This is a genomic window from Burkholderia sp. MSMB2157WGS, from assembly GCF_001532755.1.
Lineage (GTDB): Bacteria > Pseudomonadota > Gammaproteobacteria > Burkholderiales > Burkholderiaceae > Burkholderia.
This window is the reverse complement of sequence record NZ_LPJG01000005.1, coordinates 228105-251363: the sequence shown is the minus strand read 5'-3', so window position 1 is coordinate 251363 and position 23259 is coordinate 228105. Positions and strand designations below refer to the sequence as shown.

Genomic DNA, 23259 nt, shown 5'->3' with positions numbered 1-23259 from the left:
AACCGCTTAGTTCTGCGTGCCTGCGTCGTTCGTGCCGGCGGCCGATGCGGCTGCAGCCTTCGCCTGGCCCTTCTTCGAACCGTGGTGCTTCAGCTGGTGCTTCGGCTTGCTGTGATCCTTCTTGGCCGGTGCCGAAGCGGCGGCCGACGTGTCGGCTGCCGGCGCGGACGCCTGTGCGAATGCCGAAACCGATGCGAGTGCGAATGCTGCGGCGATGATCGAAGCGAGCGTCTTCTTCATTGTTCTTCCTTTAGCGGAGAAAAATCAAACGTACCGGTAATCAAAGATGCGAGGCATTCGCACCGGAGCCCCAGGCCGCGAGGCCGGCTTTCGCCGTTTCCGTCGCGACAAAACCTGGCGCACTGGTTCCATAACGCACCGCGTTCGCGGCAAGTTGACACGTTGCTTGCATCCTCGGGTTTCCCCGGGGGCGAGCGCGTCGGCCGGCGCCGGCAGGCCGGACAGGCCGCCGCCTCGCGGCGCCGCAAACCGGCTCGCGCGGCGCCGGGGCCGCGCTTATACTGGCGTCCATCCGTCCCTTTCCCCGGAAACCGGATCGCGCCGGTCACACGACCGCCGCCGTCTCGAGGCGCTCAAATTGCCCGATCACAATCTGGACAAACTGAAAATAGACCGGCGTCCGATCGCACCGGTGCCGCGCCGGCGCCGGTGGGTCCGCTATGCGGTCGCCGCCGCGCTGATCGTCGTCGCGATCGTCGCCGGCCTCGCGCTCACCGGTCGGCCGACCGTCGACACCACGTCCGTCACGTCCGCCTACCCGTACCAGAACGACACGCAGCTCAATGCGACCGGCTACGTCGTGCCGCAACGCAAGGCCGCGGTCGCGTCGAAGGGCCAGGGGCGCGTCGAATGGCTCGGCGTGCTCGAAGGCACGCGCGTGAAGCAGGACGAGATCATCGCGCGGCTCGAAAGCAGCGACGTGCAGGCGTCGCTTGCCCAGGCGCGCGCGCAGGTGCAGGTTTCCCGCGCGAACCTCGGCGTCGCGCAGGCGGAACTCAAGGATGCGGAGATCGCGTTGCGCCGCACCGCCGCGCTCGCGCCGCGCGGCGCCGTGCCGGCCGCGCAGCTCGACACCGACACGGCGCGCGTGAACAAGGCGCGCGCGACGCTCGCCAGCGACCGGGCCGCGATCGCGTCCGCCGAAGCGAACGCGCAGGCCGCGCAGGTCGCGGTCGACCAGACGGTGATCCGCGCGCCGTTCGACGGCATCGTGCTCGCCAAGCACGCGAACGTCGGCGACAACATCACGCCGTTCTCGTCCGCGTCGGACAGCAAGGGCGCGGTCGTGACGATCGCCGACATGGAGACGCTCGAGGTCGAGGCCGACGTCGCCGAATCGAACATCGCGAAGATCCGCGCCGAGCAGCCGTGCGAGATCCAGCTCGACGCGCTGCCCGACATGCGCTTCGCCGGCCGCGTGTCGCGGATCGTGCCGACCGTCGACCGCTCGAAGGCCACCGTGCTCGTGAAGGTGCGCTTCGTCGACCGCGACGAGCGCGTGCTGCCCGACATGAGCGCGAAGATCGCGTTCCTGTCGAAGCCGGCGTCGCCGCAGGACCGGCAGCCGGTGACCGCCGTGCAGGCGAGCGCCGTGGTCGAGCGCGACGGCCGGCCGGTCGTGTTCGTCGTGAAGGACGACGCCGTGCATGCGGTGGCCGTGACGCGCGGCATGCGGATCGGCGAGCTGGTGGCGATCCGTGGCGTGAAATCCGGCGACACGGTCGTGCTCGCGCCGGGCGCGAAGCTGAAGGACGGCGCGAAAGTGACCGTCGCGAAGAAGTAGCGCGCGTGAACGACGCCCCACCGCCCCTCGTCGAGATCAGCCACGTCGCGAAGTCGTACCGGCGCGGCAACCAGATCGTGCCCGTGCTCACCGACATCTCGCTCGACATCGGCGAAGGCGACTTCGTCGCGCTGATGGGGCCGTCCGGTTCCGGCAAGAGCACGCTGCTGAACCTCGTGGCCGGCATCGACCGGCCCGACAGCGGCGAGCTGCGCGTCGGCGGCCTCGACATCTCGCAACTCGCCGAGGCGCAACTGGCCGAATGGCGCGCCGCGAACGTCGGCTTCATCTTCCAGTTCTACAACCTGATGCCCGTGCTCACCGCGTTCGAGAACGTCGAGCTGCCGCTGATGCTCACGCACCTGTCGCGCCGCGAACGACGCGAGCGCGTCGAGCTCGTGCTCGACATGGTGAATCTCGGCGATCGCACGCGCCATTACCCGTCCGAGCTGTCGGGCGGTCAGCAGCAGCGCGTCGCGATCGCGCGCGCGCTGATCACCGATCCCGTGCTGATCGTCGCCGACGAGCCGACCGGCGACCTCGACCGCGCGTCGGCGACCGACGTGCTCGCGATGCTGCAGCGGATGAACGCCGAACTCGGCAAGACGATCATCATGGTGACGCACGACGCGCATGCGGCCGGCGCCGCGCGCTCGCTCGTCCATCTGGAAAAAGGAGAGCTGATCGATGGGCACGCCGGCTGACCGGCGGCGGGAGCGCGCAAGATGGTCGTGAAGCTGATCGCGCGCAACGCGCTGCGGCACCGGCTGCGCACGCTCCTGACCGTGCTCGGGCTGACCATCGCGGTGCTCGCGTTCGGGCTGCTGCATACGGTGGTCGACGCGTGGTACGCGGGCGCGGCGGCCGCGTCCAGCGGCCGTCTCGTCACGCGCAACGCGATCTCGCTGGTGTTTCCGCTGCCGGTGAGCGACGAGAGCCGGATCCGCGGCGTCGACGGCGTGACAACCGTGGTCCGCTCGAACTGGTTCGGCGGCATCTACCGCGACCCGAAGAACTTCTTCGCGAGCTTCGCGGTATCGGACAACTATCTCGACCTGTATCCCGAATTCATCCTGCCGGCGCAGCAGCGCGCCGACTACGACCGCGACCGCCGCGGCTGCCTCGTGGGCCGCCAGCTCGCGACGCAGTTCGGCTTCAAGGTCGGCGACGTGATCCCGCTGAAGGGCACGATCTATCCGGGCACGTGGGACTTCGTCGTGCGCGGGATTCTCGACGGCCGCGACGATTCGACGATCACGCGCCAGTTGGTGTTCCACTGGGATTACCTGAACGAGACGGTGCGCAAGCGCACGCCGAAGCAGGCCGACCAGGTCGGCGTGTTCGTGCTCGGCATCGCGAACCCCGACGACGGCGCGTCGATCGCGCGCAACGTCGACGCGGTGTTCAAGAACTCGCTCGCCGAAACGCTGACCGAGACCGAACAGGCGTTCCAGCTCGGCTTCGTCGCGATGTCGAACCAGATCATCGCGGCGATCCGCCTCGTGTCGTACGTGGTGATCCTGATCATCGTGGCCGTGATGGCCAACGCGATGGCGATGAGCGCGCGCGAGCGCACGGCCGAATACGCGACGCTGAAGGCGCTCGGCTTCGGCCCCGGGTTCCTCGCGCTGCTCGTGTTCGGCGAATCGGTCGCGATCGCGGTGGCCGGCGGCGCGCTCGGCATCCTCGCGACGCCGCCCGCCGCGAGCCTGTTCAAGCAGGCGGCCGGCGGCATCTTCCCGGTGTTCAAGGTGTCGACCGAGACGGTCGTGCTGCAGGCCGCGTGCTCGGTCGCGGTCGGTCTCGCGGCCGCGCTCGTGCCGGCGTGGCAGGCCGCGCGCGTGCGCGTCGTCGAAGGCCTGCGGGCGATCGGATAGAGGCACGCATGGCCATTCCGCTCACCTACATCGCGCGCAACCTGTGGACCCGACGGCTCACCACCGCGCTCACGGCCGGCGGGATGGCGCTCGTGATCTTCGTGTTCGCGACGGTGCAGATGCTCGACGCGGGGCTCACGAAAACGCTCGTGTCGACCGGCGAGGCGGACAACGCGGTGGTGATCCGCAAGGGCGCCGAGACCGAGATCCAGAGTTCGATCGACCATCAGCAGGCCAACGCGCTCGAGATGCACCCGGCCGTCGCGCTCGGCCCCGACGGCCGGCCGCTCGTCTCGAAGGAAGCCGTCGTGCTGATCTCGCTCGTCAAGACCTCGACCGGCAAGCCGTCGAACGTCGTGATCCGCGGCGTGTCGCCGGCCGGCCTCGCGCTGCGGCCGCACGTGAAGCTCGCGGCCGGCCGCCCGTTCGCGCCGGGCTCGTCGGAGATCGTCGTCGGCAGCGCGATCGCGAAAGGCTTCAGCGGCACGCAACTCGGCGACCGCCTGCATTTCGCGCAGCGCGACTGGTCCATCGTCGGCGTGTTCGACGCGGGCGGCAGCGGCTTCGACTCGGAGATCTGGGGCGACGTCGACCAGCTGATGCAGTCGTTCCGGCGCACCAGCTATTCGTCGATGGTGCTGCGCATCCCGAGCGCCGACGGCTTCGCGCGCTTCAAGGCCGACATCGACGTCGACCCGCGGCTGACCGACGAGGCGAAACGCGAACAGACCTTCTACGGCGACCAGTCGAAGGCGCTGTCGACGTTCATCAACATCCTCGGCATCACGCTGTCGACGATCTTCTCGATCGCCGCGATGATCGGCGCGATGATCACGATGTATGCATCGGTCGCGAACCGCGTGGCCGAGATCGGCACGCTGCGCGCGCTCGGCTTCAAGCGCACCAACGTGCTCGCCGCGTTCCTGCTGGAGGCGCTGCTGCTCGGCTTCGTCGGCGGCGTGATGGGGCTCGCGTGTGCGTCGCTGATGCAGTTCGCGTCGTTCTCGACGACCAACTTCCAGACCTTCTCGGACCTGTCGTTCCGCTTCGTGCTGACGCCCGCGATCGTCGTGAAGACGCTCGTGTTCTCGCTCGTGATGGGGCTCGTCGGCGGCTTCCTGCCGGCGATGCGCGCCGCGCGGCTGAAGATCGTCGACGCGCTGCGCGCGCAGTGACGCGCGCCGCCGCTCACGTTCGACGCTCGCGCGGCACCCACGCGCCGTGGAACCCGGCCGGCACGCGACGCGGCAGATGCACGGTCGCGACCGGCCCCGCGTCGATCGCGCGCGCATCGAGGATCACGACGTCGCTCGTATCCGTCGCCGCGCGGTAGACCATCACCAGCAGCCAGCCGTCGTCCTCGTCTTCGTCGCGACGGCCCGGACACGGCACGAACACCGGCTCGCCGTTCTGGTCGCCGGCCGGCACCGCGTAGTGCATCGTCGTGCCGCGCACATGATCGAAACGCATCACGCCGCGCATTTCGGCGTTGTTCGGCTGCTCGGCCGCATACAGGTAGCGGTAGCGGCGCCCGGTCCGGCTTTCGTCGATGCGCGGCAGCTCGATGCCGCCGTCGGCAAGCGGTCCTTCGTCGACCAGCCCGTTCGCCGTATCGATCACGTAGCGCCACAGCTCGCCGACCGGGTTGTCGGCGAAGCGGCCCGTGCGCGCGTCGAGCCGCAGGAACGACGGATAGCGCACCGCGTCGAGCACGATGCACGACGCGTCGCAGTCGTACGCGTTCACGACGTGCTGGATGAAGCACGGCTCGACGCCGAACCAGCGCACGTCGCCGCCATGGCGCGGGATCACACCGATGCGCGCGGGCCGGTCGTCGTGCCAGCGCAGCGGCATCCGGTGGCCTTGCTTCAGCAGCGAGAAGTCGTAGCCGACGTTCAGGTCGAGCAACAGGCTGCGGGTTTCGGTGATCGCGAGGTCGTGCATCATCGACGGCGCGCTCAGCTCGATCTCGAGCTCGACGCGCGGCACGCCCTGCGCATCCGCGACGCCGTAGCGCAGCCACGGCGCACGCCAGTCCGCGCGGAACAGGATCAGCTCGCCGGTCACCGGATCGACCTTCGGATGCGCGGTCATCCCGCCGTCGAAACCCGCATGCCGCGCCGGCAGGCCGAGCGAATCGAGCGCGGCGGTGATCGCGAGCGGCGCGCCGCCCTCGGCCAGCGCGAGCAGTTCGCCCGCATGCTGCAACACGCTCACGTTCGGATTGGTGTCGGGCAGATGCGGCACTTGCCCGGGCGCGTGCACGGCGGCCCAGCGCTGCGTGCGCGCCCAGCGGTTCCGGTAGCCGGCCGCGCGGCCGCCGTCGAACGCGATCGCATGCAGCATCGCGGCCTCCGGCCACCACGACAGCATGTCGTTGCCTTCGAAACGGCCGCCCGGCGGGTTCGGGCCGTTGCGCAGCAGCGTGCCGTCGAGTTCGCGCGGAATGGCGCCCGTCACACGCAGATCGACGAGGTCGACTTCGTCGGCGACCGGCGCGATCGCGCCGCGGTTCAGGTCGAATACGGTCATGGCGTCGGCGCTCCGTCAGTGGCCTTCGGTGGACGGCGGCAGGTCGCCGCGCGCCAGCGCGAGCGCATGGTCGCGTACGTCGTCGGGCCAGCCGGCGACGCACTCGGCCAGTCGCGCCGGATCGTTCGCATACAGCGCCCGCGCGGCTTCCTCGAAACCGGGCAGGTCGCCCGCCATCGCCGACATGAAGTGGTAGGCACGGGCCTGCGCGTCGCGCTGCCGGTCGGCCGCCGCATGCGTACGCCGCGCGTCCTCGACGAGCTTGCGCAGCGCGACCGACGCGCCGCCCGGCTGCGCGCCGAGCCATTCCCAGTGACGCGGCAGCAGCGTGACCTCGCGCGACACGACGCCGAGCTTCGGCCGGCCGCGGCCGCGCTGCTCGCCCGCGCCGGCCGGCTCGCCGGCGCCGCCGGATGCATCGCCCGACGGCACCGCATAGCGCGCGCGAATGTCGTCCACGGTGCCGCGCAGGTCGAGGTCGATCGAGCGGCCCGTCGCGTCGTCGAAGATCAGGATCGAACCGGGCATCGCGTCGCCGGCCGCCTGCCGGACCGCGAGCGCGACCGTCGCGAGCGGGCCGGACGCGAGCCGCCGGTGGCCGTCGAAGGCCGTGTACGAAGGAAGGAGCGTGGAAGTCGTCATGGCGGTCGCCCTCGGGCTGGAATCGGAATGACGCTATTTTTATCCGGGTATTAATTGGATGTCAATATTGTCCGGGTAAAAATATCGCCAGCGGATTCCACCCTGATGCGCGGCCGAGTTGGCCGAGTTGGCCGAGTTGGCCGAGTTGGCCGAGTTGGCCGAGTTGGCCGAGTTGGCCGAGTTGGCCGAGGTGGCCGAGGTGGCCGAGGCGGCCGATCAGGCAGCCCGCGCCGGCACCGCGATGCCGCGCGCGCTGGCCAACGCGTCGTCGAGCGACACATGCCCCTCGAACGCGGACGACACCGGCGGCGGCAGGTTTTCCTCGATCGCGTGCGCGAACCGCACGCCCGCATCGTCGGCCAGCCGCGCGCGCAGCGCGGCGACACGCGGGAACGCATTGCGCTCGAACACCGCGTGATAGTCGGCCCAGCGCGCGATCCCGGCAAAGTACGCATCGGCCAGCGTGCGCCGCGCGCCCAGCAGCCACGGGCCTTCTCCGCGTTCGAGCAGCGCTTCGAGCTGCCGGTGCGCCTTCAGCACCTTGCCGCGACCGTACGCCTGCAGCGCCGCTTTCTCGGCGCCTTCGGTGTCGTGTTCGTACACGTACCAGAGCGCACCGAACGCGTTGAAGAACGTCGTGTTCAGCCACGCCAGCATCCGGTTCAGCCGGTCGAAATCCGCGCTGCCCTGGCGAAACGCGAGGCCGCTGTCGAGCGCCTGCGCGCCGATATGGCCGAGGATCGCGATGCTTTCGGTCAGCACGTCGCCGTTCGCGGTGACGAACGCCGGCGTTTCGGCGACGGGGTTCAGCGCGACGAACACGTCGCTCGTCACGGCGCCCGGCATCGTGATGCGCGACAGCCGGTACGGGCGGGCGACCCATTCGAGCGCGACGATCGAGCCGAACGAGCAGCCGGCGGGAATACCGTAGAGAAGGATCGGAGACATCGGGGAATTCCGCGAAAGTTGAACGAGCCGTCATGCTCCCATGGCGGACGATGGCGCAGTAGCCGCTAAAATCGAAACCCGTCGTTTCTCCATGTGGACGCTGGAAGTGAATCTGAACGATCTCTACCTGTTCGTGCAGGCGGTGGATGCCGGCAGCATGTCGGCGGCCGCGCGCCGGCTCGACCTGCCGAAATCGACGGTCAGCAAGCGCGTGGCCGAGCTCGAGCGCACGCTCGGCGCGCGGCTCGTGCATCGCACGTCGCGCAGCTTCCGGCTCACGCCGGTCGGCGCCGAATTCTTCGAGCATGCGCGCGCCGCCGTGATCGAGGCCGAAAGCGCGCGCGACGCGGTGCTGCGGCAAGCCGCCGAGCCGGCCGGCGTCGTGCGGATCACGAGCTCGGTGCCGGTCGCGCAGCACATCCTCGCGCCGTGCCTGCCGGCGCTGGCGATCGCGCACCCGAAGCTGCTGCTGCAGATTCATGCGAGCGACCGCCTCGTCGACATCGCGCAGGAAGGCTTCGACATCGCGGTGCGCAGCCATTTCGCGCCGCTGCCCGATTCCGCGCTCGTGCAACGGCCGCTCGCGGCGTCGCCGATCGTCGTCGTCGCCGCGCCGGCCTATCTCGCACGGGCCGGCACGCCCGACACGCCGGCCGATCTCGCGCGGCACGACGGGCTCCACCCGGGGCCGCAGCCGTGGCGGCTGCAGCGCCTCGACGATGCCGGCGACGCCGTCGACGTGACGCCGCGCTTGCGGCTGCAGGCCGACGAATCGACGCTGCTGCTACAGGCGGCGACGGCCGGCCTCGGCCTCGCCTGCCTGCCCGACTGGATCGCCGGGGCCGCGCTCGCGTCCGGCACGCTCGTGCGCGTGCTGCCCGGCTGGTGCGCCGGCACCGTCACGACGACGCTGCTGATGCCGCATCGGCGCGGCCAGTTGCCGGGCGTGCGCGCCGCCGTCGAGTTTCTCGCGCAGCACGTCGCGCGCCGCCACCGCAACAGCCCGGACGACGCGCACGCGTGACCGCGCGCCGCCTTCGATCGATTCAAATGCTGAATCGATCAAGTCAGCAATTGGCATGAAAGCGCAAATGTCGACATGACAGAATGGCCGGGACGCCCCGCCTGCATCGGCGTCCGGTGCCCGGCCTCCCGTCGGCGGCATCCACACCCATCACGCGCGCACCCGACGCGCCTGCCGCACGACGGCACCTTCCGCCCTTCGGAGGAGACGAGTCATGAATCCGCTTCACGCGCTGCCGGCGTCCGCGTCGGCAACGGCCCGGCGCACCCGCGTGCGCTGGCTGGTGCTGGCCGTCCTGTTCGCGATCACGACGATCAACTACGCGGATCGCGCCGCCATCGCGATCGCGGGCCCGGCGCTGGCCCGCTCGATGCACCTGAGCCACGTGCAGATGGGCTTCATCTTTTCCGCGTTCGGCTGGTCGTACGTGATCGCGCAATTGCCCGGCGGCTGGCTGCTCGACCGCTACGGCTCGCGCATCGTCTACGCATTCAGCATCTTCTTCTGGTCGCTGTTCACGCTGCTGCAAGGCGGGATCGGCTTCTTCGGCGGGGCGGCCGCGTTCGCGCTGCTGTTCGGGCTGCGTTTCCTGGTCGGCGCGGCCGAGGCGCCGTCGTTCCCCGCCAACAGCCGGATCGTGTCCGCGTGGTTCCCGGCGCCCGAGCGCGGCACCGCGTCGGCGATCTTCAACGCCGCGCAGTACGCGGCGACCGTCGTGTTCGCGCCGCTGATGGGCTGGCTCGTGCATGCGTTCGGCTGGCAGTCGGTGTTCGCGGTGATGGGCGTGCTCGGCTTCGTGTTCGTGCTGGTGTGGAACCGCACGATGTACGACCCGAAGCATCACCCGAACATCAACCGCGCGGAACTCGACTACCTCGCCGAAGGCGGGGCGCTCGTCGACATCGACCAGGCGACGGGCGGGCGCGACGGCGGCCCGTCGATGCGCCACGTGAAGGCGCTGCTGAGGAACCGGATGCTGGTCGGCGTGTACGTCGCGCAGTACTGCATCAACGCGCTCACCTACTTCTTCATCACGTGGTTCCCCGTCTATCTCGTGCAGGCGCGCGGGATGTCGATCCTCAACGCCGGCCTCGTCGCGTCGATCCCCGCCGTCTGCGGGTTCCTCGGCGGGATTCTCGGCGGCGTCGTGTCCGATGCGCTGCTCAGGCAGGGCCGGTCGCTGTCGGTCGCGCGCAAGGTGCCGATCGTGATCGGCATGCTGCTGTCGATGTCGATGATCGTCTGCAATTACACCGATTCGCACGTGCTCGTCGTGGTGTTCATGGCGCTGTCGTTCTTCGGCAAGGGGCTCGGCGCGCTCGGCTGGGCCGTCAACGCCGACACCGCGCCGCGCCAGATCGCCGGCCTGAGCGGTGCGCTGCTCAACACGTGCGGCAATCTTTCCAGCATCACGACGCCGATCGCGATCGGCTATATCGTCGACCGCAGCGGCTCGTTCAACGGCGCGCTCGTCTATGTCGTCGCGCATGCGCTCGTCGCCGTGATCTGCTACCTGTTCGTCGTCGGCGAGATCCGCCGCGTCGAGCTTCAATGAACGGCGCGGGCCGCGCCGGCGCGTCCGGCGGCCCGCACGCCACCGGAACCAGGAGCGAACCGATGTCCGAACCCAGCCGTGCCGGCACCCCGCGCGTCACCCGCATGCAGGTGATTCCCGTCGCCGGCCGCGACAGCATGCTGCTCAACCTGTGCGGCGCGCACGCGCCGTACTTCACGCGCAACCTCGTGATCCTCGACGACGGCAGCGGGCATACGGGCGTCGGCGAAGTGCCGGGCGGCGAAGGCATCCGCCACGCGCTCGAGCGCATGACGGATCTCGTGGTCGGGCAGCCGATCGGACGCTACCAGGCCACGCTCAACGCGGTGCGCGCGGCGCTGTCCGGCGCGGGCGCCGGCGCCGGACGCACGATTCGCCACGAAGTGACGTCGGCCGGCGAGGCGGCGGTGCTGCGTCAGCCGCACGAGATCAACCTGCGGCTCGACAACGTGATCACCGCGATCGAAGCCGCGCTGCTCGACCTGCTCGGCCAGCACCTCGACGTGCCGGTCGCGGCGCTGCTCGGCGAAGGCCAGCAGCGCGACGCGGTGCCGATGCTCGCGTATTTGTTCTACATCGGCGACCGGCGCCGCACCGATCTGCCGTATCGCGACGAAGCGCAGGCGTCGGCGCCGTGGTTCCGGCTGCGCAACGAAGCGGCGCTGACGCCGGCCGCGATCGCTCGGCAGGCCGAAGCCGCGGTCGAGCGCTACGGTTTCGCCGATTTCAAGCTGAAGGGCGGCGTGATGGCCGGCGCCGACGAGATGGAAGCGATCGCGGCGATCAAGGCGCGCTTTCCCGACGCGCGCGCGACGCTCGACCCGAACGGCGCGTGGTCGCTCGACGAGGCCGTCGCGCTGTGCCGCGGACAAGGCCACCTGCTCGCGTATGCGGAAGATCCGTGCGGGCCGGAAGGCGGTTATTCGGGCCGCGAGGTGATGGCCGAATTCCGCCGCGCGACGGGGATTCCGACCGCCACCAACATGATCGCGACCGACTGGCGGCAGATGGATCATGCGGTGCGGCTGCAGGCGGTCGACATTCCGCTCGCCGATCCGCATTTCTGGACGATGCAGGGCTCGGTGCGGCTCGCGCAGCTGTGCCGCGACTGGGGGCTCACCTGGGGTTCGCACTCGAACAACCACTTCGACGTGTCGCTCGCGATGTTCACGCATGCGGCAGCGGCCGCGCCCGGCACGATCACCGCGATCGATACGCACTGGATCTGGCAGGAAGGCGACGCGCGGCTCACGCGCGAGCCGCTCGCGATCGTCGGCGGCAAGGTGGCCGTGCCGGAACGGCCGGGGCTGGGCATCGAACTGGACATGGCGCAGGTCGAGGCCGCGCATGCGCTGTACAACGAGGTGGGTGGCACCGCGCGCGACGATGCGGTCGCGATGCGTTATCTGGTGCCGGGGTGGACGTACGATCCGAAGCGGCCGAGTTTCGGGCGGGTTTAGTGTGGAGTGGGGGGACGGCGGGTGGCGTGACGGGTGGCGGTTGCCAGACGCGGCAAACGGCCGCATTCTGCCGGCTGCCTGAATCGGCCTGCGCGGCGGGCGGTCGGGCGCCTTCGTCCATCCGCAAAAGAACGCCCTCGCCATGACGTCATCCGAGCCGACACCGCGACAGATCATCGTCCTCGTGCTGTATTCAGTGCTGTGCCTGCCCGCGAGCATGGCCGTCGCCGGGTATCTCGCGACCCGGATCACGCAGAACGTATCGAACTTCGAAGGCGGGGCGGGCTACGCGGCGCTGTGGTGGATCGTCATTCTGACCTGCGTGTTGTATGGACTATCGATCGCCCTCTGCGCGCTGCTGCGGAAGAGGACCGCGGTGCTCGCGGTCATGACGGCGGGGTTCGCCGTGTTGTCGGTGCCGACGTTCAGGGTGATCCATGAATTGGCGACTTAGCGCGCAGGCCGAGCTCCCGCGGACAAACAAAAAGGCCCGATCTCGCGATCGGGCCTTTCAAATTCCGTTGGTGGAGCGGAGGAGGATCGAACTCCCGACCTTCGCATTGCGAACGCGACGCTCTCCCAGCTGAGCTACCGCCCCAACAGTCGACCATCATACACACGCATTTCCGCGCTTGGCAATAGGGGTTACGTCACTCCCGTCGCGTTACTTCGACGGCGCCCCCGCCAATACCCATTCGACCACCGAACGGACGTCGGCATCGCTCATGCGCGGATGCGCCGGCATCGGAATCGCGCCCCAGACGCCCGAGCCGCCGTCCTTCACCTTCTTCGACAGCTTGGCCACGGCCTGCGGATCGGACTTGTAGCGCGCGGCGATATCCTTGAACGACGGGCCGACGAGCTTGCGGTCGACCGCGTGGCAGCCCATGCACGCGTTGCTGCGCGCCACCTTCAGGCCGTCGCCGACGTCCGCATGCGCGACGCCCAGCGTGCCGGCCGCGAACGCCGCAGCCGCGGCGCCCTGCACCATCCATCGTTTCATCTGCTTCATCCGCATGCCCGTCATTGCGCCTTCGCCTTCGGATTGCCCGGATGCACGCTCGACGAATTCGAGATCGGCGCGGGCGACTGCAGCGGCGCGGACTGCACCGACGCGTCCGGCACCGCGCCGACCGTCGCGCTGTCCGCCGGCGCGGCGGCCGCCTGCGCGCCGGATGCGCCGCTCGCGGGCGACGCGTCCTGCAGCGCCTGCGCGTCCTGCGGCTTCACGTACTGGAACACCTTCACGACCTTCTCGACGCCCGGCACCTGGCTCGCGGCTTCCGCACCGCGATTGCCTTCATCCACCGTCACGAGGCCCATCAGGTAAAGATTGCCGCGTTCGGCGACGACCTTGTAGTAGTTCGCCGAGATGCCCTTCGTCGCGATCAGCTCCGACTTCACGCGCCCTTCGAGGTACGAGTCGTTCGCGCGCGACGACAGCGACGACGCCGGCTCGACCGACAGCTCGTTGACGATGCCGTTCACGTTGTTGATGCCGCGCACGATTTCCTCGGCGCGCTGCTTCGACGCATCGTTCGGCACTTCGCCCGTCAGCAGCACGCGACGGTTGAACACCGTCACGTTGACGTGCGACTGGTCCGGCAGCCCGTTGTTGATCTGCGTGAGCGACTTGACCTGGATCTCGCGATCCTCCGTCTGCGCGCCGAGCGTACGGCGATCGGTCGCGATCAGCGCGCCGCCGCCCGCCGCAGCGCCCACGACTCCGAGCACACAACCCTGCAGCGACACGGCGAGGCCCGCCGTCAGCGCGGCGAGCAGCGTGGTTCTGACGAGCGTCTGTTTGACGCGGCTTTGATTCATCGACGGCTCTCCTTCGTTCAATCCTCACCCAGCAGCATCGCGTCGATGCCGTCGCACAGGCAGTGGATGGTCAGCAGATGGACTTCGTGGATGCGCGCCGCGCGAACGGCGGGTACGCTGATCGGAATATCGGTGTCGGACAACGCCGCCGCGACCGTGTGGCCGTTGCCGCCCGTCAATGCGACGACGGTCATCTCGCGCTCGTGCGCTTCGTCGATCGCCGCGAGCACGCGCGGCGATGCGCCACCCGCGTCGAGCACCAGCAGGACGTCGCCCGTCTGGCCCAGCACGCGCACCTGCTGCGCGAACAACTGCTCGACGGCCGCCGCGCCCGCGAGGCCGGCCTGCGACGCGTCGGTGGCCAGCGCGATCGCGGGCAAGCCCGGACGCTCGCGCTCGAAACCGCCGACGAGCGACGCGGCGAGGTATTGCGCGGCGGCGGCCGACGGGCCGTCGCCGCACGCGACGATCTTGTTGCCGTTCGCCAGTGCGGCGAACATCGCATCGACCGCGGCTGCGATCGGCAGCGACAGCGCGTCGGCCGCTTCGGCATGAAGCGCGGCGCTGTCGCGGAATTGTTGCTGAATACGTTCGACTGACATCGATTCCTGGTGAACTGGGCGCGCGGCACAACTCGCGCGACATCGTGGGTGCGGCGAGTTTACCGTACTCCGGCGCCCTCTCCGGGGGTCCGGCAAGAACTCTTTACATCTCGTCACAGCTCGCGGCTACGCATCGTCGGTACGAAATGCGTCGCGCAGCCACGCAAGCCGTCCGGCCTCGAACGCGACGACGTCGAAACGGCACGCGGCGCCAGCGCCGTGCCGCGACCAGAACTGCAACGCGGCCGCGACCAGACGCCGCCGCTTGCGCCAGCCGACGCTCGCGGCCGCGCCGCCATGCCGGGTGCTGCGCCGCGCGCGCACCTCGACGAACACGAGCATGCCGTCGGGCTCGCGCATCACGAGATCGAGCTCGCCGCCGCGCATCGTCACGTTCGCGGCGACGAACCCGAGACCGCGGCGCTCGAGAAACTGCCGTGCGCGCTGCTCGAACACTGCACCGACCGGCTTGGATCGCGCCGCGCCGGAAAAGTTGTCGCCCGAATGCGGCCGACCGCGCGCGCCATCCGGTCGGGCCGGCGCCGCGTGGCACAATGCCGTCCTTGTTCCGTTCGTGCCGCGATTGCGTGCCTTGCCTGCCATGACTGCCCTCCTCGAACTCGCGCATACGCAGCACTACCCGGACGCCGCGCTCTACGTGGTCGCCACACCGATCGGCAACACGGCCGACATCACGCTGCGCGCGCTGCACGTGCTCGGCCTAGCCGACCGCATCGCGGCCGAAGACACCCGCAACACGGGCCAACTGCTCGCCCGCTACGGGATCTCGAAACCGCTCGTCGCCGTGCACGAGCACAACGAACGCGAAGCCGCGCAGCGCGTGATCGAGCTGCTGCGTGGCGGCGAACGCGTGGCCTACGTGTCGGACGCCGGCACGCCCGGCATCTCGGACCCCGGCGCGCGGCTCGTCGACGCCGTGCGCGCCGCCGGCTTCACGGTGGTTCCGCTGCCGGGCCCGAGCGCGGCCGTGACCGCGCTGAGCGTGGCCGGCGACTGGGCCGGCGCGTTCACGTTCTCGGGCTTCCTGCCGCCGAAGGCGAAGCAGCGCGCGACCGCGCTGCAGGCGCTGGCCTCGCACCCGTACGCGCTGGTGTTCTATGAAGCGCCGCACCGGATCGCCGAAACCGTCGCCGCGCTCGCCGACGCGTTCGGCCCCACGCGCCGGCTGCTGATCGCGCGCGAGCTCACCAAGCTACACGAGGAGTTGTTCCAGGGCACCCTGGCCGAAGGACGGAGCTGGCTCGCCGGCGACGCGAACCGGCAGCGCGGCGAGTTCGTGCTGGTCGTCGAAGGCGCGCCGGCGGCAAGCGGCGAAGCCGACGATACCGCGCACGACGCGCTGCTCAGGCTGCTGCTGGAAGAGGTGCCGGTGAAGAGCGCGGCCAGGCTCGCGGCCGCACTCACGGGTGCGTCGCGCAACACGCTGTATGCGCGTGCGCTCGTGCTGAAGAAAGGCTGACACGCGACGCCGGCGCGCGGAAACGACAAAGGGCTGCCGGCAGGCAGCCCTTCGTGCATGAGCGGACGATCCGCCGCGTTACTTCGCCGAGATCGACGCGAACATTTCGTCGCGCGCCTCGCGCGCTTCCTGCGGCGACAGCCCTTCGATCTTCACGCGGCCCGTGCCGGCGTGCACGAGGCCGATCACCTTGGCCGCCGCGTACGACAGGTCGAGCACGCGGCCGCGCTTGAACGGCCCGCGATCGTTGACCTTCACGACGACCCACTTGCCGGTCGATGCGTTCGTCACCTTGATGTACGACGACAGCGGCAGCGTGCGGTGCGCGGCGGTGAACGCATTCATGTTGAAGCGCTCGCCGTTCGCGGTGCGGCGGCCGTGGAAATCCCGCCCGTACCACGATGCGCGGCCGGTCTGGCGGAAATCGGATACGTCCTTGCCGTCGATCGGCTCGGCGTCCGCCAGCGACGACTTCTTCGCGTCCTTGCTGTCGGCGGCCGGCATCGATGCCAGCGCGGAATCGAAATTGAGCGGCTGCTTGTCGTCGTCCGCCTTCGCGGCGGCGGCCGTCTTGTCGACCGCCTTCTTCTGGCTCACGCTGCCGGTGGTCTGGCTGGGTGGCACCGCACAGCCCGTCAGCGCAAAAAATAATGCAATGGTTCCGAATCGGCTCGGAAAACGTAAATTCATCGACGTGTCGCCTTCTGGTTCGGGCCGCATCGATACAACGCTGCTTCACAACGCAGCGATGCGGCCCGGACGGCAAATGCGTGCACGCCCCGCTCGAGTGCGAGCAGGCGGCTAGCATGGGCGCGGCGTTCGTCTAGGCCGCAACCGTCCTGATTAGCTTTCACGTCTGGCGCAACCTGTCCCCAACAGCCTGACCAGACCCCACATGCCGCCATCGAACATGGCTTCACGTTCGCGCGCGTCGATACGACCAACGCACAGGAACGGCGGCACAGGCCTCATCCGGCGGCGCGGCAGCAGGGCCGCAGACGGGCGCGCAGCACCCGGCCGGACAAGACGTGAGCACCGAATGCTCGGTGCTGGATACACCGCCGGACTCCCCGGCGGCCGATGCTTGACGGTGAATCGGATGCCTCGTTTAACGGGGCCGAAACACCAGCGAATTGCGTGAAATTCACGCGCAATGGGGCGCATTATACATAAATCAAAACCTTGTCTCGAAATGCGCCCCCGGCGGACCATTGATTCTCGCTATGGCTGTAACAATCGGCATGCTCCGGGAATGCCCTCATCCGCACGCCGCGGCATGCGTCGCACGCACGGCAGGCGGCGCGCGCGACCGGTACAATCGGTCCTTTTAGCCGCCGGTGCCTCCATGAAAGTCACGCTCATTCCGGTCACGCCATTCCAGCAGAACTGCTCGCTGCTCGTCTGCGAGAAGACGGGCCGCGCCGCCGTCGTCGATCCGGGCGGCGATCTCGACCGGATCGAACAGGAAGTCGCGCGGCAGAACGTGCAGGTCGAGAAGGTGCTGCTCACGCACGGGCACATCGATCACTGCGCGGGCGCGAAGACGCTCGCGACGCGCTACGGCGTGCCGATCGAGGGGCCTCAGGAAGAAGAGCGCTTCTGGATCGAGAAGCTGCCGATGCAGAGCGAACGCTTCGGCTTTCCGGCCGCCGACAGCTTCGAGCCCGACCGGTGGCTGAACGACGGCGACACAGTGCAGTTCGGCGACGAGACGCTCGAGGTCTATCACTGCCCGGGTCACACGCCCGGCCACGTCGTGTTCTTCAGCCGCGCGCATCGCGTCGCGATCGTCGGCGACGTGCTGTTCGCGGGCTCGATCGGCCGGACCGATTTCCCGCGCGGCAATCACGAGGACCTCGTCCGTTCGATCAAGGAAAAGCTGTGGCCGCTCGGCGACGACGTCACGTTCGTGCCCGGTCACGGCCCGGTGTCGACGTTCGGCGACGAGCGCCGCACGAACCCGTTCGTGTCCGACAAGGTATTCGGATGAACCAGACCGCCATCCCGGAAATTTACGTCAGCACCGACGTCGAAGCCGACGGCCCGATTCCCGGCCCGCACTCGATGCTGAGCTTCGCGTCGGCCGCCTATACCGAGGACAAGCAGCTGATCGCGACGTTCTCGGCAAACCTCGAGACCCTGCCCGGCGCGCACGCGCATCCGGTGCAGGAGGCCTGGTGGAAAACCGAACCCGAAGCGTGGGCCGCATGCCGGCGCGACCTGCAGACGCCCGAGACGGCGCTGGTCGCCTACGTCGAATGGGTCGAGGCGCTGCCCGGCAAGCCGGTGTTCGTCGCGATGCCGGCCGGCTTCGATTTCACGTTCATGTTCTGGTACATGATGCGTTTCGCGGGGCGCTGCCCGTTCTCGTGGTCGGCGCTCGACATCAAGACGCTCGCGTTCGCGATGACGGGCCTGCCGTACCGCAAGGCGATCAAGCCGCGCTTTCCGAAGCACTGGTTCGACGACCATCCGCACACGCACGTCGCGCTCGACGACGCGATCGAGCAAGGCGCACTCTTCTGCAACATGCTCGCCGACCTGCGCCGTCAGCAGGCCGCGCTCGCGGGTCTGGCCGTGTCGGATACCGATCGGTCGGATCGCGCGGGGGCGGGACAAAATCCCACGGATCCGCGAGCAAATTAGCGAATCTCGCTCAACGGCGCGTCGCCAGATTGCCTTTCCTTCCCCGGCCCTCTAACATTCAGCGTGTTGTAGCTGCCGCATGGAGGCGCAGGTGACGCTCGATTCCTTTTCGCAAAAAATCCTTCGCCTGTTGCAGCTCGACGCGCGCCGTTCCGTTCAGGAAATCTCCGATCAGGTCGGGCTGTCGAGCACACCGTGCTGGCGCCGCATCAAGGACATGGAACAGTCGGGCGTGATCCAGCGCTACACGGCGCTGCTCGATCGCGAGAAGCTCGGCCTGCACGTCTGCGCGCTCGCGCACGTGCACCTGACGCGCCACAACGAAGGCGGCGTCGAGCAGTTCGAGCGCGAGATCGCGACCTGCCCGGAAGTCACCGAGTGCTACAGCACGACCGGCGAAGCCGATTACATCCTCAAGATCGTCGCACCGGACATCAAGGCCTACGACGTGTTCCTGCACGAACGCATCTTCAAGATTCCGGCCGTGTCGCAGGTGCGCACGAGCGTCGTGCTGCGCGAAATCAAGTTCGACACGCAACTGCCGCTGTAACGCGCGGGCCCGCGCCTGCGGCCGGCCGCGTTCGCGGCTGCCGGCTGCCCGGTCAGGTCTGCACGGGCAACGTGCGCGTGAAGCCGATCCGGCGCGCACCGAACTCGCGCTTCAGCGTCTCGACGTCGAGCCGCCCGGCCAGCGCCGCATCGGCGTCGCGCGGGTCGCTGTCGAGCGTCACGTCGACCTCGAGCCCCGTACTCAGGTAATGCAGATTGATCGCCGCCGCGTGCAACCCGCGCTGCGCGAGCGCGGCCTCGAGCCGGGCCGCGAGCTCGCCGCGCGGCGGCAGCGCGAGCGCCGGACGGCGCGCCGCGTCGTTCTCGGGGTCGACATGGATCAGCGCATCCAGCACGCGCGGGTCGGACAGCACGCGCGCCCGCGCGGTCTCGGCGATGTAATGCCCTTCGGAGACGGAGATCTTCGGATCGACGAGGATGTGCGCATCGACGAGCGCGGCATCGCCCATCTTGCGCGTGCGCAGGTCGTGCACGTCGCGCACGCCGGGCGTCGCGGCGAGCAGCGCGCGGATTTCGGCCGTGTCGGCCGTATCGAGCGCGCGGTCGGAGAGGTCCTGCAACGCGTCATAGCCGAACGTCCAGCCCATGCGCGCGACCATGAAGCCGACGATCGCCGCCGCGATCGGGTCGAGCAGCCGCACCCCGGCCAGACTGCCGACGATGCCGATCGCGACGACGAGCGACGACGCGGCATCCGAACGCGCATGCCACGCGTTGGCGACGAGCATCGCCGAGCGCACGCGCCGCGCTTCGCGCAGCATGTAGCGGAACAACGCTTCCTTCGACACGAGCACCGTCAGCGCAACGATCAGCGCGGAAAAATGCACGGCCGGAATGTTTTCGAGATTAACGAGGCGGTCGCCGGCGCGCCAGAGCATGCCGATACCGACCGCAATCAGGATCGCGCCGAGAAACAGCGACGCGACCGTCTCGTAGCGGCTATGGCCGTAATTGTGGTCGGCATCCGGCGATGCGCCGCTATGCCGATTCGCAACCAGCACGACAAAATCCGAGATCAAATCGGAAATCGAATGCACACCGTCGGCAATCAATGCCTGCGAATGCGCAATCACGCCGACGACGATCTGAAATGTCGCAAGCACGACATTCAGGACAATACTGACGAGCGTGCTCTTGCGCGCGACTGCGTGCTTATCCGCGCTCTGCGCGTCGCCGGAAAACGTGGACATGAAATATGAGATATCGGTGTGCGAGTCGTAATTCTATCAAAGGCGCCCCGCGAGCCCAGCCAATACCCACAAATTTCTCATTTAAATCAACCGCTTATACGAACGTGTCGCATTTTCATTCACGCGACACATGCTTACGTTTTCATGACGGCGCAGCCGGGCGCAGCCGGGCGCTGCCGGTGTCCGGAAACAAAAAAGCCGCGCTCCTCGACGGACACGCGGCTCTCTTGAAGAGCGAGCAACTTAAACGAACGTTTAAATCGCAAACTGATCGCGGTTCTTGCCGGCGATCCAGCGCGGCGGCTTGCCACGCCCCGACCACGTCGCGCCCGTTTCCGGATCGCGGTATTTGGCGGCCACGCCTGCGCGCGGACGACCGACCTTGCCGGCCTTCGCGCGGCTGAGACCGAGTTCGGCGAGCGAAAAGCCGTAGTCGGCAATTTTCTGCTTCACGTCATTCAGCACTTCAGCGTATTCACGCGACTTCGCTTCTTCGATTTGCTTCTCCAGCTTCTCCCGCTGGGCCAGCAGGTCCTTGTAAGAAGACATAGTTTCCCTTTCTATCTATCTGACCAATGGCGCCGGTCTGCAGCCAGCTCACCATTCATGAAATATATGTGCCTCGGATTTTCGAAGGCAGAGATTAGCACAAAAAAGATTTGATAGAAGCGAGATTCATGAAAATCCCGAGGCCAATTGGAATTCGCGCATGTCATTTTGACCGGCCGCGGCCTTTTCTCAAATTTTTACGCTCCTGCATAGAGATTAGGACATTAGCGATCGACTATTCGGTCTATCAACATACGCAATTACCCTGCATTCGAGAAAATCAAAGCTTTCATCGGACGACAGTTTTGCAAAAACCACATGACGCAGTTTGCTAAACGGACAAATCCCTGACCCGTGACGTCACGTCACATCCTTTGCGCAGGCGATCAGCCGCTCGTGCAGCGCACCGGTATCGGCCGAAGGCGACTCGAACGGCGTGCGCACGCGGCGCCCGTCGCATCGCCAGTCTGCGCCATGACGATCGACGCCGAGCAGGTCGAGCCCGTCGCGGTATGCGTCGCTCGCCTCGTAGGCACGCCACAGCGCCTGTTCGTCGTCGAAAGCGAGCGGCGGCAGCGCATCGAGATGCGTGCCGTCGACCCAGCCCATCCGCCCGAACCCGCCGATATAGCGCAGCCGCTCGATCTCGAGCGCCCAGAACGCGAAATCGCCGAGCGCGAGATAGCGCGCGGCGTCCGGTTCGTAGCGCAGGTAACGCGCGGTGACGTGCGGATCGTCGCCGAGCGGCACGAACCGGCCCAGCAGCGTCGCGCGCTCGGCATTCAGGACCTCGCCGCCGCTCGCATCGACGACGAGGAAACCCGCACGCGGATCGGCGGCGAGATTGCGCGTGTGCTCGGCCAGGCCGCTCACCAGGATCACGGGCCGATGGCTTGCATCGGGTGCAAACGGCACGACCGTCGGATACGGGAAGCCCTGTGGTTCGCGCGCATGGGTGGCGAGCGTGCCGAGCGCGCAGCGGTGCAGCAGATGCAAGGCGAAGGCGGGATCGATGTTCAAGGGGGAACTCCTGCGGTCGAAAGGCGGCGCGGCGGGCATCGCTTCGATGTTACCCGCGCTCGCCGTGCGTTGCGCATCGGCCGAACGGCCGATGCGACACCGGGCCGCCGCCGCAGGATGGCCCGATCGCCCGGGCATCGACCGAACGGCCATCGCCCGGCAAGAACGTAAGCGGTTCGATAGAATCGGACAGATCCGACGGGCGCCGTGTGCGCCCGCGCATTTTCCTGGCGAGCCTTCCCGTGTCCGAATCCTCCTCCCCTGAATCGTCGTCCCCGTTCGCCGCGCCGCCCGACGCGCATCGCGTGCTGCCGCTGCCCGCCCGCCGGCGTGCGCGCACGGCATCGATGGCGCTGTTCTTCGTCGCCGGCATGATGTACGCGTCGTGGGGCGTGCACGTGCCGACCGTGCGCGACAAGTTCGCGCTGAGCCCCGGGCTGCTGTCGATCGCGCTGTTCGCGGTCGCCGGCGGATCGATCGCCGCGATGCTGACCATCGCGCGCTGGATCGCGCGCGTCGGCTCGCGCACCGCGTGCCTCGCCGGCGGGCTCGTGATGTCCGCGTGCGCGGCGCTGATCCTCGTCGTGCCCGACTACTGGCTGCTGCTCCCGGTGCTCGCGCTGTTCGGCTTCTCGATGGCGACGCTCGACGTCGCGATGAACGCCGAGGCCAGCGCGGTCGAAATCGCGCTCGGCAAGCCGATCATGTCGTCGCTGCACGGGATGTTCAGCATCGGCGGGATGGCCGGCGCGGCGGCCGGCGGCGCGCTGCTGTCGGCCGGCATGGCGCCGGTCGCGCATCTCGCGCTCGCGGCGGCGGTGAGCGCCGCGGTGCTCGTGGCCGCGAGCCCGGCCGTGCTGCCGCACGTGCCGCATCACGAACAGGCGCACGGCGGCGGCAACCGCTGGCGCTCGCCCGCGCTGTGGATGCTCGGCGGCATCGCGCTGATCGCGCTGGTCGCCGAAGGCGCGATGTACGACTGGGCGACGGTCTACATGCGCGACGTGGTCGCGGCGAGCCCGGCGCTCGCGAGCGCCGCGTACGCGGCGTTCTCCGGCGGGATGGCCGTCGCGCGCTTCGCGGGCGACGCCGTGCGCGCCCGCTTCGGCGCGCCGCAGCTCGTGTTCGCGAGTGCGTCGCTCGCGTGCGCGGGGATGATCGGCGCGCTGCTGCTGCCGAATCCGGTCGCGGTGCTGACGGGTTTCACGCTGATGGGCCTCGGGCTGGCCAACATGATGCCCGTGCTGTTCGCGGCCGCCGCGCGCGTGAAAGGCATCCATGCGGCCGAAGGGCTCGCGCACGTGGCCGGGCTCGCGTATTTCGGGCTGCTGTTCGGTCCGGTCGTGATCGGCGCCGTCGCGCAGGCCGCGAACCTGACGATCGGCCTGTCGGTCGTCGCACTGTGCGCGGCGCTCGTCGCGCTCGTCGCGCCGAGGGTGCTCGCGCACCTGAAAATCTGACGGCGCGGCGGCGCACGCCGGCCCAAAAAGAAAGCGCGCCTGCGTGGCCGCATGCGCGCTTTCACCCCTGCTGTTG

The 23259-nt window shown here is 68.5% G+C and carries 25 protein-coding genes and 1 tRNA gene; 13 read left to right on the top strand and 13 right to left on the bottom strand.

Features of this window, described 5'->3' with window-relative positions; genetic code table 11:
- Nucleotides 1–6: 6 nt before the first annotated feature.
- Complete coding sequence (locus WT53_RS02555) at nt 7–240, bottom strand: hypothetical protein (protein WP_012327737.1); 234 nt, start codon at nt 238–240, stop codon at nt 7–9.
- Nucleotides 241–598: 358 nt separating this feature from the next.
- On the opposite strand from WT53_RS02555, the gene WT53_RS02550 reads away from it, so the two are divergent.
- The 4 genes from WT53_RS02550 to WT53_RS02535 are packed head-to-tail and all read left to right on the top strand — an operon-like array spanning nt 599 to nt 4856.
- Nucleotides 599–1804, top strand: coding sequence for an efflux RND transporter periplasmic adaptor subunit (locus WT53_RS02550; RefSeq protein WP_034209542.1), 1206 nt, complete (start codon nt 599–601; stop codon nt 1802–1804).
- A gap of 5 nt (nt 1805–1809) precedes the next feature.
- Nucleotides 1810–2508 carry an ABC transporter ATP-binding protein gene (locus tag WT53_RS02545; protein ID WP_034209543.1) on the top strand — a complete coding sequence of 233 codons (699 nt, stop codon included), beginning with the start codon at nt 1810–1812 and terminating at the stop codon, nt 2506–2508.
- 21 nt (nt 2509–2529) lie between these two features.
- Entirely contained in the window at nt 2530–3681 is a 1152-nt protein-coding gene (locus WT53_RS02540; RefSeq protein ID WP_060258337.1) for an ABC transporter permease, read from the top strand.
- Between the two features lie 8 nt (nt 3682–3689).
- Nucleotides 3690–4856, top strand: a complete 1167-nt coding sequence (locus WT53_RS02535) for an ABC transporter permease (RefSeq protein ID WP_060258334.1) — start codon at nt 3690–3692, stop codon at nt 4854–4856.
- 13 nt (nt 4857–4869) lie between these two features.
- On the opposite strand, the gene WT53_RS02530 is transcribed toward WT53_RS02535, so the two are convergent.
- From WT53_RS02530 to WT53_RS02520, 3 genes are all read right to left on the bottom strand, one after another.
- A complete protein-coding gene (locus WT53_RS02530; RefSeq protein WP_060258331.1) occupies nt 4870–6213 on the bottom strand; it encodes a carotenoid oxygenase family protein in 1344 nt (447 codons plus the stop codon).
- Between the two features lie 15 nt (nt 6214–6228).
- Nucleotides 6229–6855 carry a DUF2239 family protein gene (locus WT53_RS02525; protein WP_060258327.1) on the bottom strand — a complete coding sequence of 209 codons (627 nt, stop codon included), beginning with the start codon at nt 6853–6855 and terminating at the stop codon, nt 6229–6231.
- A gap of 216 nt (nt 6856–7071) precedes the next feature.
- Nucleotides 7072–7803: a glutathione S-transferase family protein gene (locus tag WT53_RS02520; RefSeq protein WP_060258324.1), complete on the bottom strand. Its 732-nt coding sequence runs from the start codon at nt 7801–7803 to the stop codon at nt 7072–7074.
- A gap of 40 nt (nt 7804–7843) precedes the next feature.
- On the opposite strand from WT53_RS02520, the gene WT53_RS02515 reads away from it, so the two are divergent.
- From WT53_RS02515 to WT53_RS02500, 4 genes are all read left to right on the top strand, one after another.
- Complete coding sequence (locus WT53_RS02515) at nt 7844–8827, top strand: LysR family transcriptional regulator (protein WP_034209549.1); 984 nt, start codon at nt 7844–7846, stop codon at nt 8825–8827.
- Nucleotides 8828–9041: 214 nt separating this feature from the next.
- Entirely contained in the window at nt 9042–10382 is a 1341-nt protein-coding gene (locus WT53_RS02510) for an MFS transporter (protein ID WP_034209550.1), read from the top strand.
- A gap of 62 nt (nt 10383–10444) precedes the next feature.
- On the top strand, nt 10445–11842 hold the full coding sequence (locus tag WT53_RS02505) for an enolase C-terminal domain-like protein (protein ID WP_059830043.1): 1398 nt from the start codon (nt 10445–10447) through the stop codon (nt 11840–11842).
- 142 nt (nt 11843–11984) lie between these two features.
- On the top strand, nt 11985–12296 hold the full coding sequence (locus WT53_RS02500; protein ID WP_060258321.1) for a hypothetical protein: 312 nt from the start codon (nt 11985–11987) through the stop codon (nt 12294–12296).
- A gap of 68 nt (nt 12297–12364) precedes the next feature.
- Here the strand turns inward: WT53_RS02500 and WT53_RS02495 are convergent.
- The 5 genes from WT53_RS02495 to WT53_RS02475 all read right to left on the bottom strand — a co-directional run bounded on the left by WT53_RS02495 (nt 12365) and on the right by WT53_RS02475 (nt 14823).
- Nucleotides 12365–12440, bottom strand: a tRNA-Ala gene (locus WT53_RS02495).
- A 66-nt stretch (nt 12441–12506) separates the two neighbouring features.
- On the bottom strand, nt 12507–12869 hold the full coding sequence (locus WT53_RS02490) for a c-type cytochrome (RefSeq protein WP_034209552.1): 363 nt from the start codon (nt 12867–12869) through the stop codon (nt 12507–12509).
- Nucleotides 12866–13666, bottom strand: a complete 801-nt coding sequence (locus WT53_RS02485) for a BON domain-containing protein (RefSeq protein WP_034209553.1) — start codon at nt 13664–13666, stop codon at nt 12866–12868. The genes WT53_RS02490 and WT53_RS02485 overlap by 4 nt, the downstream gene beginning before the upstream one ends.
- Before the next feature lie 17 nt (nt 13667–13683).
- Nucleotides 13684–14268 (bottom strand): SIS domain-containing protein, encoded by a 585-nt coding sequence (locus tag WT53_RS02480; RefSeq protein WP_034209554.1) that lies wholly within the window; start codon nt 14266–14268, stop codon nt 13684–13686.
- 126 nt (nt 14269–14394) lie between these two features.
- Entirely contained in the window at nt 14395–14823 is a 429-nt protein-coding gene (locus WT53_RS02475; RefSeq protein ID WP_179948983.1) for a YraN family protein, read from the bottom strand.
- A 46-nt stretch (nt 14824–14869) separates the two neighbouring features.
- Here WT53_RS02475 and rsmI point away from each other — a divergent pair, with 46 nt between their 5' ends.
- A complete protein-coding gene (gene rsmI / locus WT53_RS02470) occupies nt 14870–15748 on the top strand; it encodes a 16S rRNA (cytidine(1402)-2'-O)-methyltransferase (RefSeq protein WP_060258315.1) in 879 nt (292 codons plus the stop codon).
- Between the two features lie 78 nt (nt 15749–15826).
- Here the strand turns inward: rsmI and WT53_RS02465 are convergent, their stop codons facing one another.
- A complete protein-coding gene (locus tag WT53_RS02465) occupies nt 15827–16438 on the bottom strand; it encodes a septal ring lytic transglycosylase RlpA family protein (protein WP_034209557.1) in 612 nt (203 codons plus the stop codon).
- Between the two features lie 655 nt (nt 16439–17093).
- On the opposite strand from WT53_RS02465, the gene WT53_RS02460 reads away from it, so the two are divergent.
- From WT53_RS02460 to WT53_RS02450, 3 genes are all read left to right on the top strand, one after another.
- A complete protein-coding gene (locus WT53_RS02460; RefSeq protein ID WP_034209558.1) occupies nt 17094–17738 on the top strand; it encodes an MBL fold metallo-hydrolase in 645 nt (214 codons plus the stop codon).
- Nucleotides 17735–18394 carry an exonuclease gene (locus tag WT53_RS02455; RefSeq protein WP_034209559.1) on the top strand — a complete coding sequence of 220 codons (660 nt, stop codon included), beginning with the start codon at nt 17735–17737 and terminating at the stop codon, nt 18392–18394. Before WT53_RS02460 ends, WT53_RS02455 begins: the two co-directional genes overlap by 4 nt.
- Nucleotides 18395–18473: 79 nt before the next feature.
- Entirely contained in the window at nt 18474–18944 is a 471-nt protein-coding gene (locus WT53_RS02450) for an Lrp/AsnC family transcriptional regulator (protein ID WP_006477376.1), read from the top strand.
- A 52-nt stretch (nt 18945–18996) separates the two neighbouring features.
- Here the strand turns inward: WT53_RS02450 and WT53_RS02445 are convergent, their stop codons facing one another.
- The 3 genes from WT53_RS02445 to WT53_RS02435 form a co-directional block, all read right to left on the bottom strand.
- Nucleotides 18997–20154 carry a cation diffusion facilitator family transporter gene (locus WT53_RS02445; RefSeq protein ID WP_034209560.1) on the bottom strand — a complete coding sequence of 386 codons (1158 nt, stop codon included), beginning with the start codon at nt 20152–20154 and terminating at the stop codon, nt 18997–18999.
- 255 nt (nt 20155–20409) lie between these two features.
- Nucleotides 20410–20703 (bottom strand): H-NS family nucleoid-associated regulatory protein, encoded by a 294-nt coding sequence (locus WT53_RS02440; RefSeq protein WP_034209561.1) that lies wholly within the window; start codon nt 20701–20703, stop codon nt 20410–20412.
- A gap of 360 nt (nt 20704–21063) precedes the next feature.
- Complete coding sequence (locus WT53_RS02435) at nt 21064–21723, bottom strand: HugZ family protein (RefSeq protein ID WP_034209562.1); 660 nt, start codon at nt 21721–21723, stop codon at nt 21064–21066.
- A gap of 242 nt (nt 21724–21965) precedes the next feature.
- On the opposite strand from WT53_RS02435, the gene WT53_RS02430 reads away from it, so the two are divergent.
- Nucleotides 21966–23183 carry an MFS transporter gene (locus WT53_RS02430; RefSeq protein WP_034209852.1) on the top strand — a complete coding sequence of 406 codons (1218 nt, stop codon included), beginning with the start codon at nt 21966–21968 and terminating at the stop codon, nt 23181–23183.
- The last annotated feature ends 76 nt before the right edge of the window (nt 23184–23259 follow it).

Coding starts and splice junctions, on each gene's coding strand:
- WT53_RS02555 (WP_012327737.1), bottom strand. CDS start 240: ATGAAGAAGACGCTCGCTTCGATCATCGCCGCAGCATTCGCACTCGCA.
- WT53_RS02540 (WP_060258337.1), top strand. CDS start 2,530: ATGGTCGTGAAGCTGATCGCGCGCAACGCGCTGCGGCACCGGCTGCGC.
- WT53_RS02535 (WP_060258334.1), top strand. CDS start 3,690: ATGGCCATTCCGCTCACCTACATCGCGCGCAACCTGTGGACCCGACGG.
- WT53_RS02530 (WP_060258331.1), bottom strand. CDS start 6,213: ATGACCGTATTCGACCTGAACCGCGGCGCGATCGCGCCGGTCGCCGAC.
- WT53_RS02525 (WP_060258327.1), bottom strand. CDS start 6,855: ATGACGACTTCCACGCTCCTTCCTTCGTACACGGCCTTCGACGGCCAC.
- WT53_RS02520 (WP_060258324.1), bottom strand. CDS start 7,803: ATGTCTCCGATCCTTCTCTACGGTATTCCCGCCGGCTGCTCGTTCGGC.
- WT53_RS02515 (WP_034209549.1), top strand. CDS start 7,844: ATGGCGGACGATGGCGCAGTAGCCGCTAAAATCGAAACCCGTCGTTTC.
- WT53_RS02510 (WP_034209550.1), top strand. CDS start 9,042: ATGAATCCGCTTCACGCGCTGCCGGCGTCCGCGTCGGCAACGGCCCGG.
- WT53_RS02505 (WP_059830043.1), top strand. CDS start 10,445: ATGTCCGAACCCAGCCGTGCCGGCACCCCGCGCGTCACCCGCATGCAG.
- WT53_RS02500 (WP_060258321.1), top strand. CDS start 11,985: ATGACGTCATCCGAGCCGACACCGCGACAGATCATCGTCCTCGTGCTG.
- WT53_RS02490 (WP_034209552.1), bottom strand. CDS start 12,869: ATGACGGGCATGCGGATGAAGCAGATGAAACGATGGATGGTGCAGGGC.
- WT53_RS02485 (WP_034209553.1), bottom strand. CDS start 13,666: ATGAATCAAAGCCGCGTCAAACAGACGCTCGTCAGAACCACGCTGCTC.
- WT53_RS02480 (WP_034209554.1), bottom strand. CDS start 14,268: ATGTCAGTCGAACGTATTCAGCAACAATTCCGCGACAGCGCCGCGCTT.
- rsmI (WP_060258315.1), top strand. CDS start 14,870: ATGACTGCCCTCCTCGAACTCGCGCATACGCAGCACTACCCGGACGCC.
- WT53_RS02465 (WP_034209557.1), bottom strand. CDS start 16,438: ATGAATTTACGTTTTCCGAGCCGATTCGGAACCATTGCATTATTTTTT.
- WT53_RS02460 (WP_034209558.1), top strand. CDS start 17,094: ATGAAAGTCACGCTCATTCCGGTCACGCCATTCCAGCAGAACTGCTCG.
- WT53_RS02455 (WP_034209559.1), top strand. CDS start 17,735: ATGAACCAGACCGCCATCCCGGAAATTTACGTCAGCACCGACGTCGAA.
- WT53_RS02450 (WP_006477376.1), top strand. CDS start 18,474: ATGGAGGCGCAGGTGACGCTCGATTCCTTTTCGCAAAAAATCCTTCGC.
- WT53_RS02445 (WP_034209560.1), bottom strand. CDS start 20,154: ATGTCCACGTTTTCCGGCGACGCGCAGAGCGCGGATAAGCACGCAGTC.
- WT53_RS02440 (WP_034209561.1), bottom strand. CDS start 20,703: ATGTCTTCTTACAAGGACCTGCTGGCCCAGCGGGAGAAGCTGGAGAAG.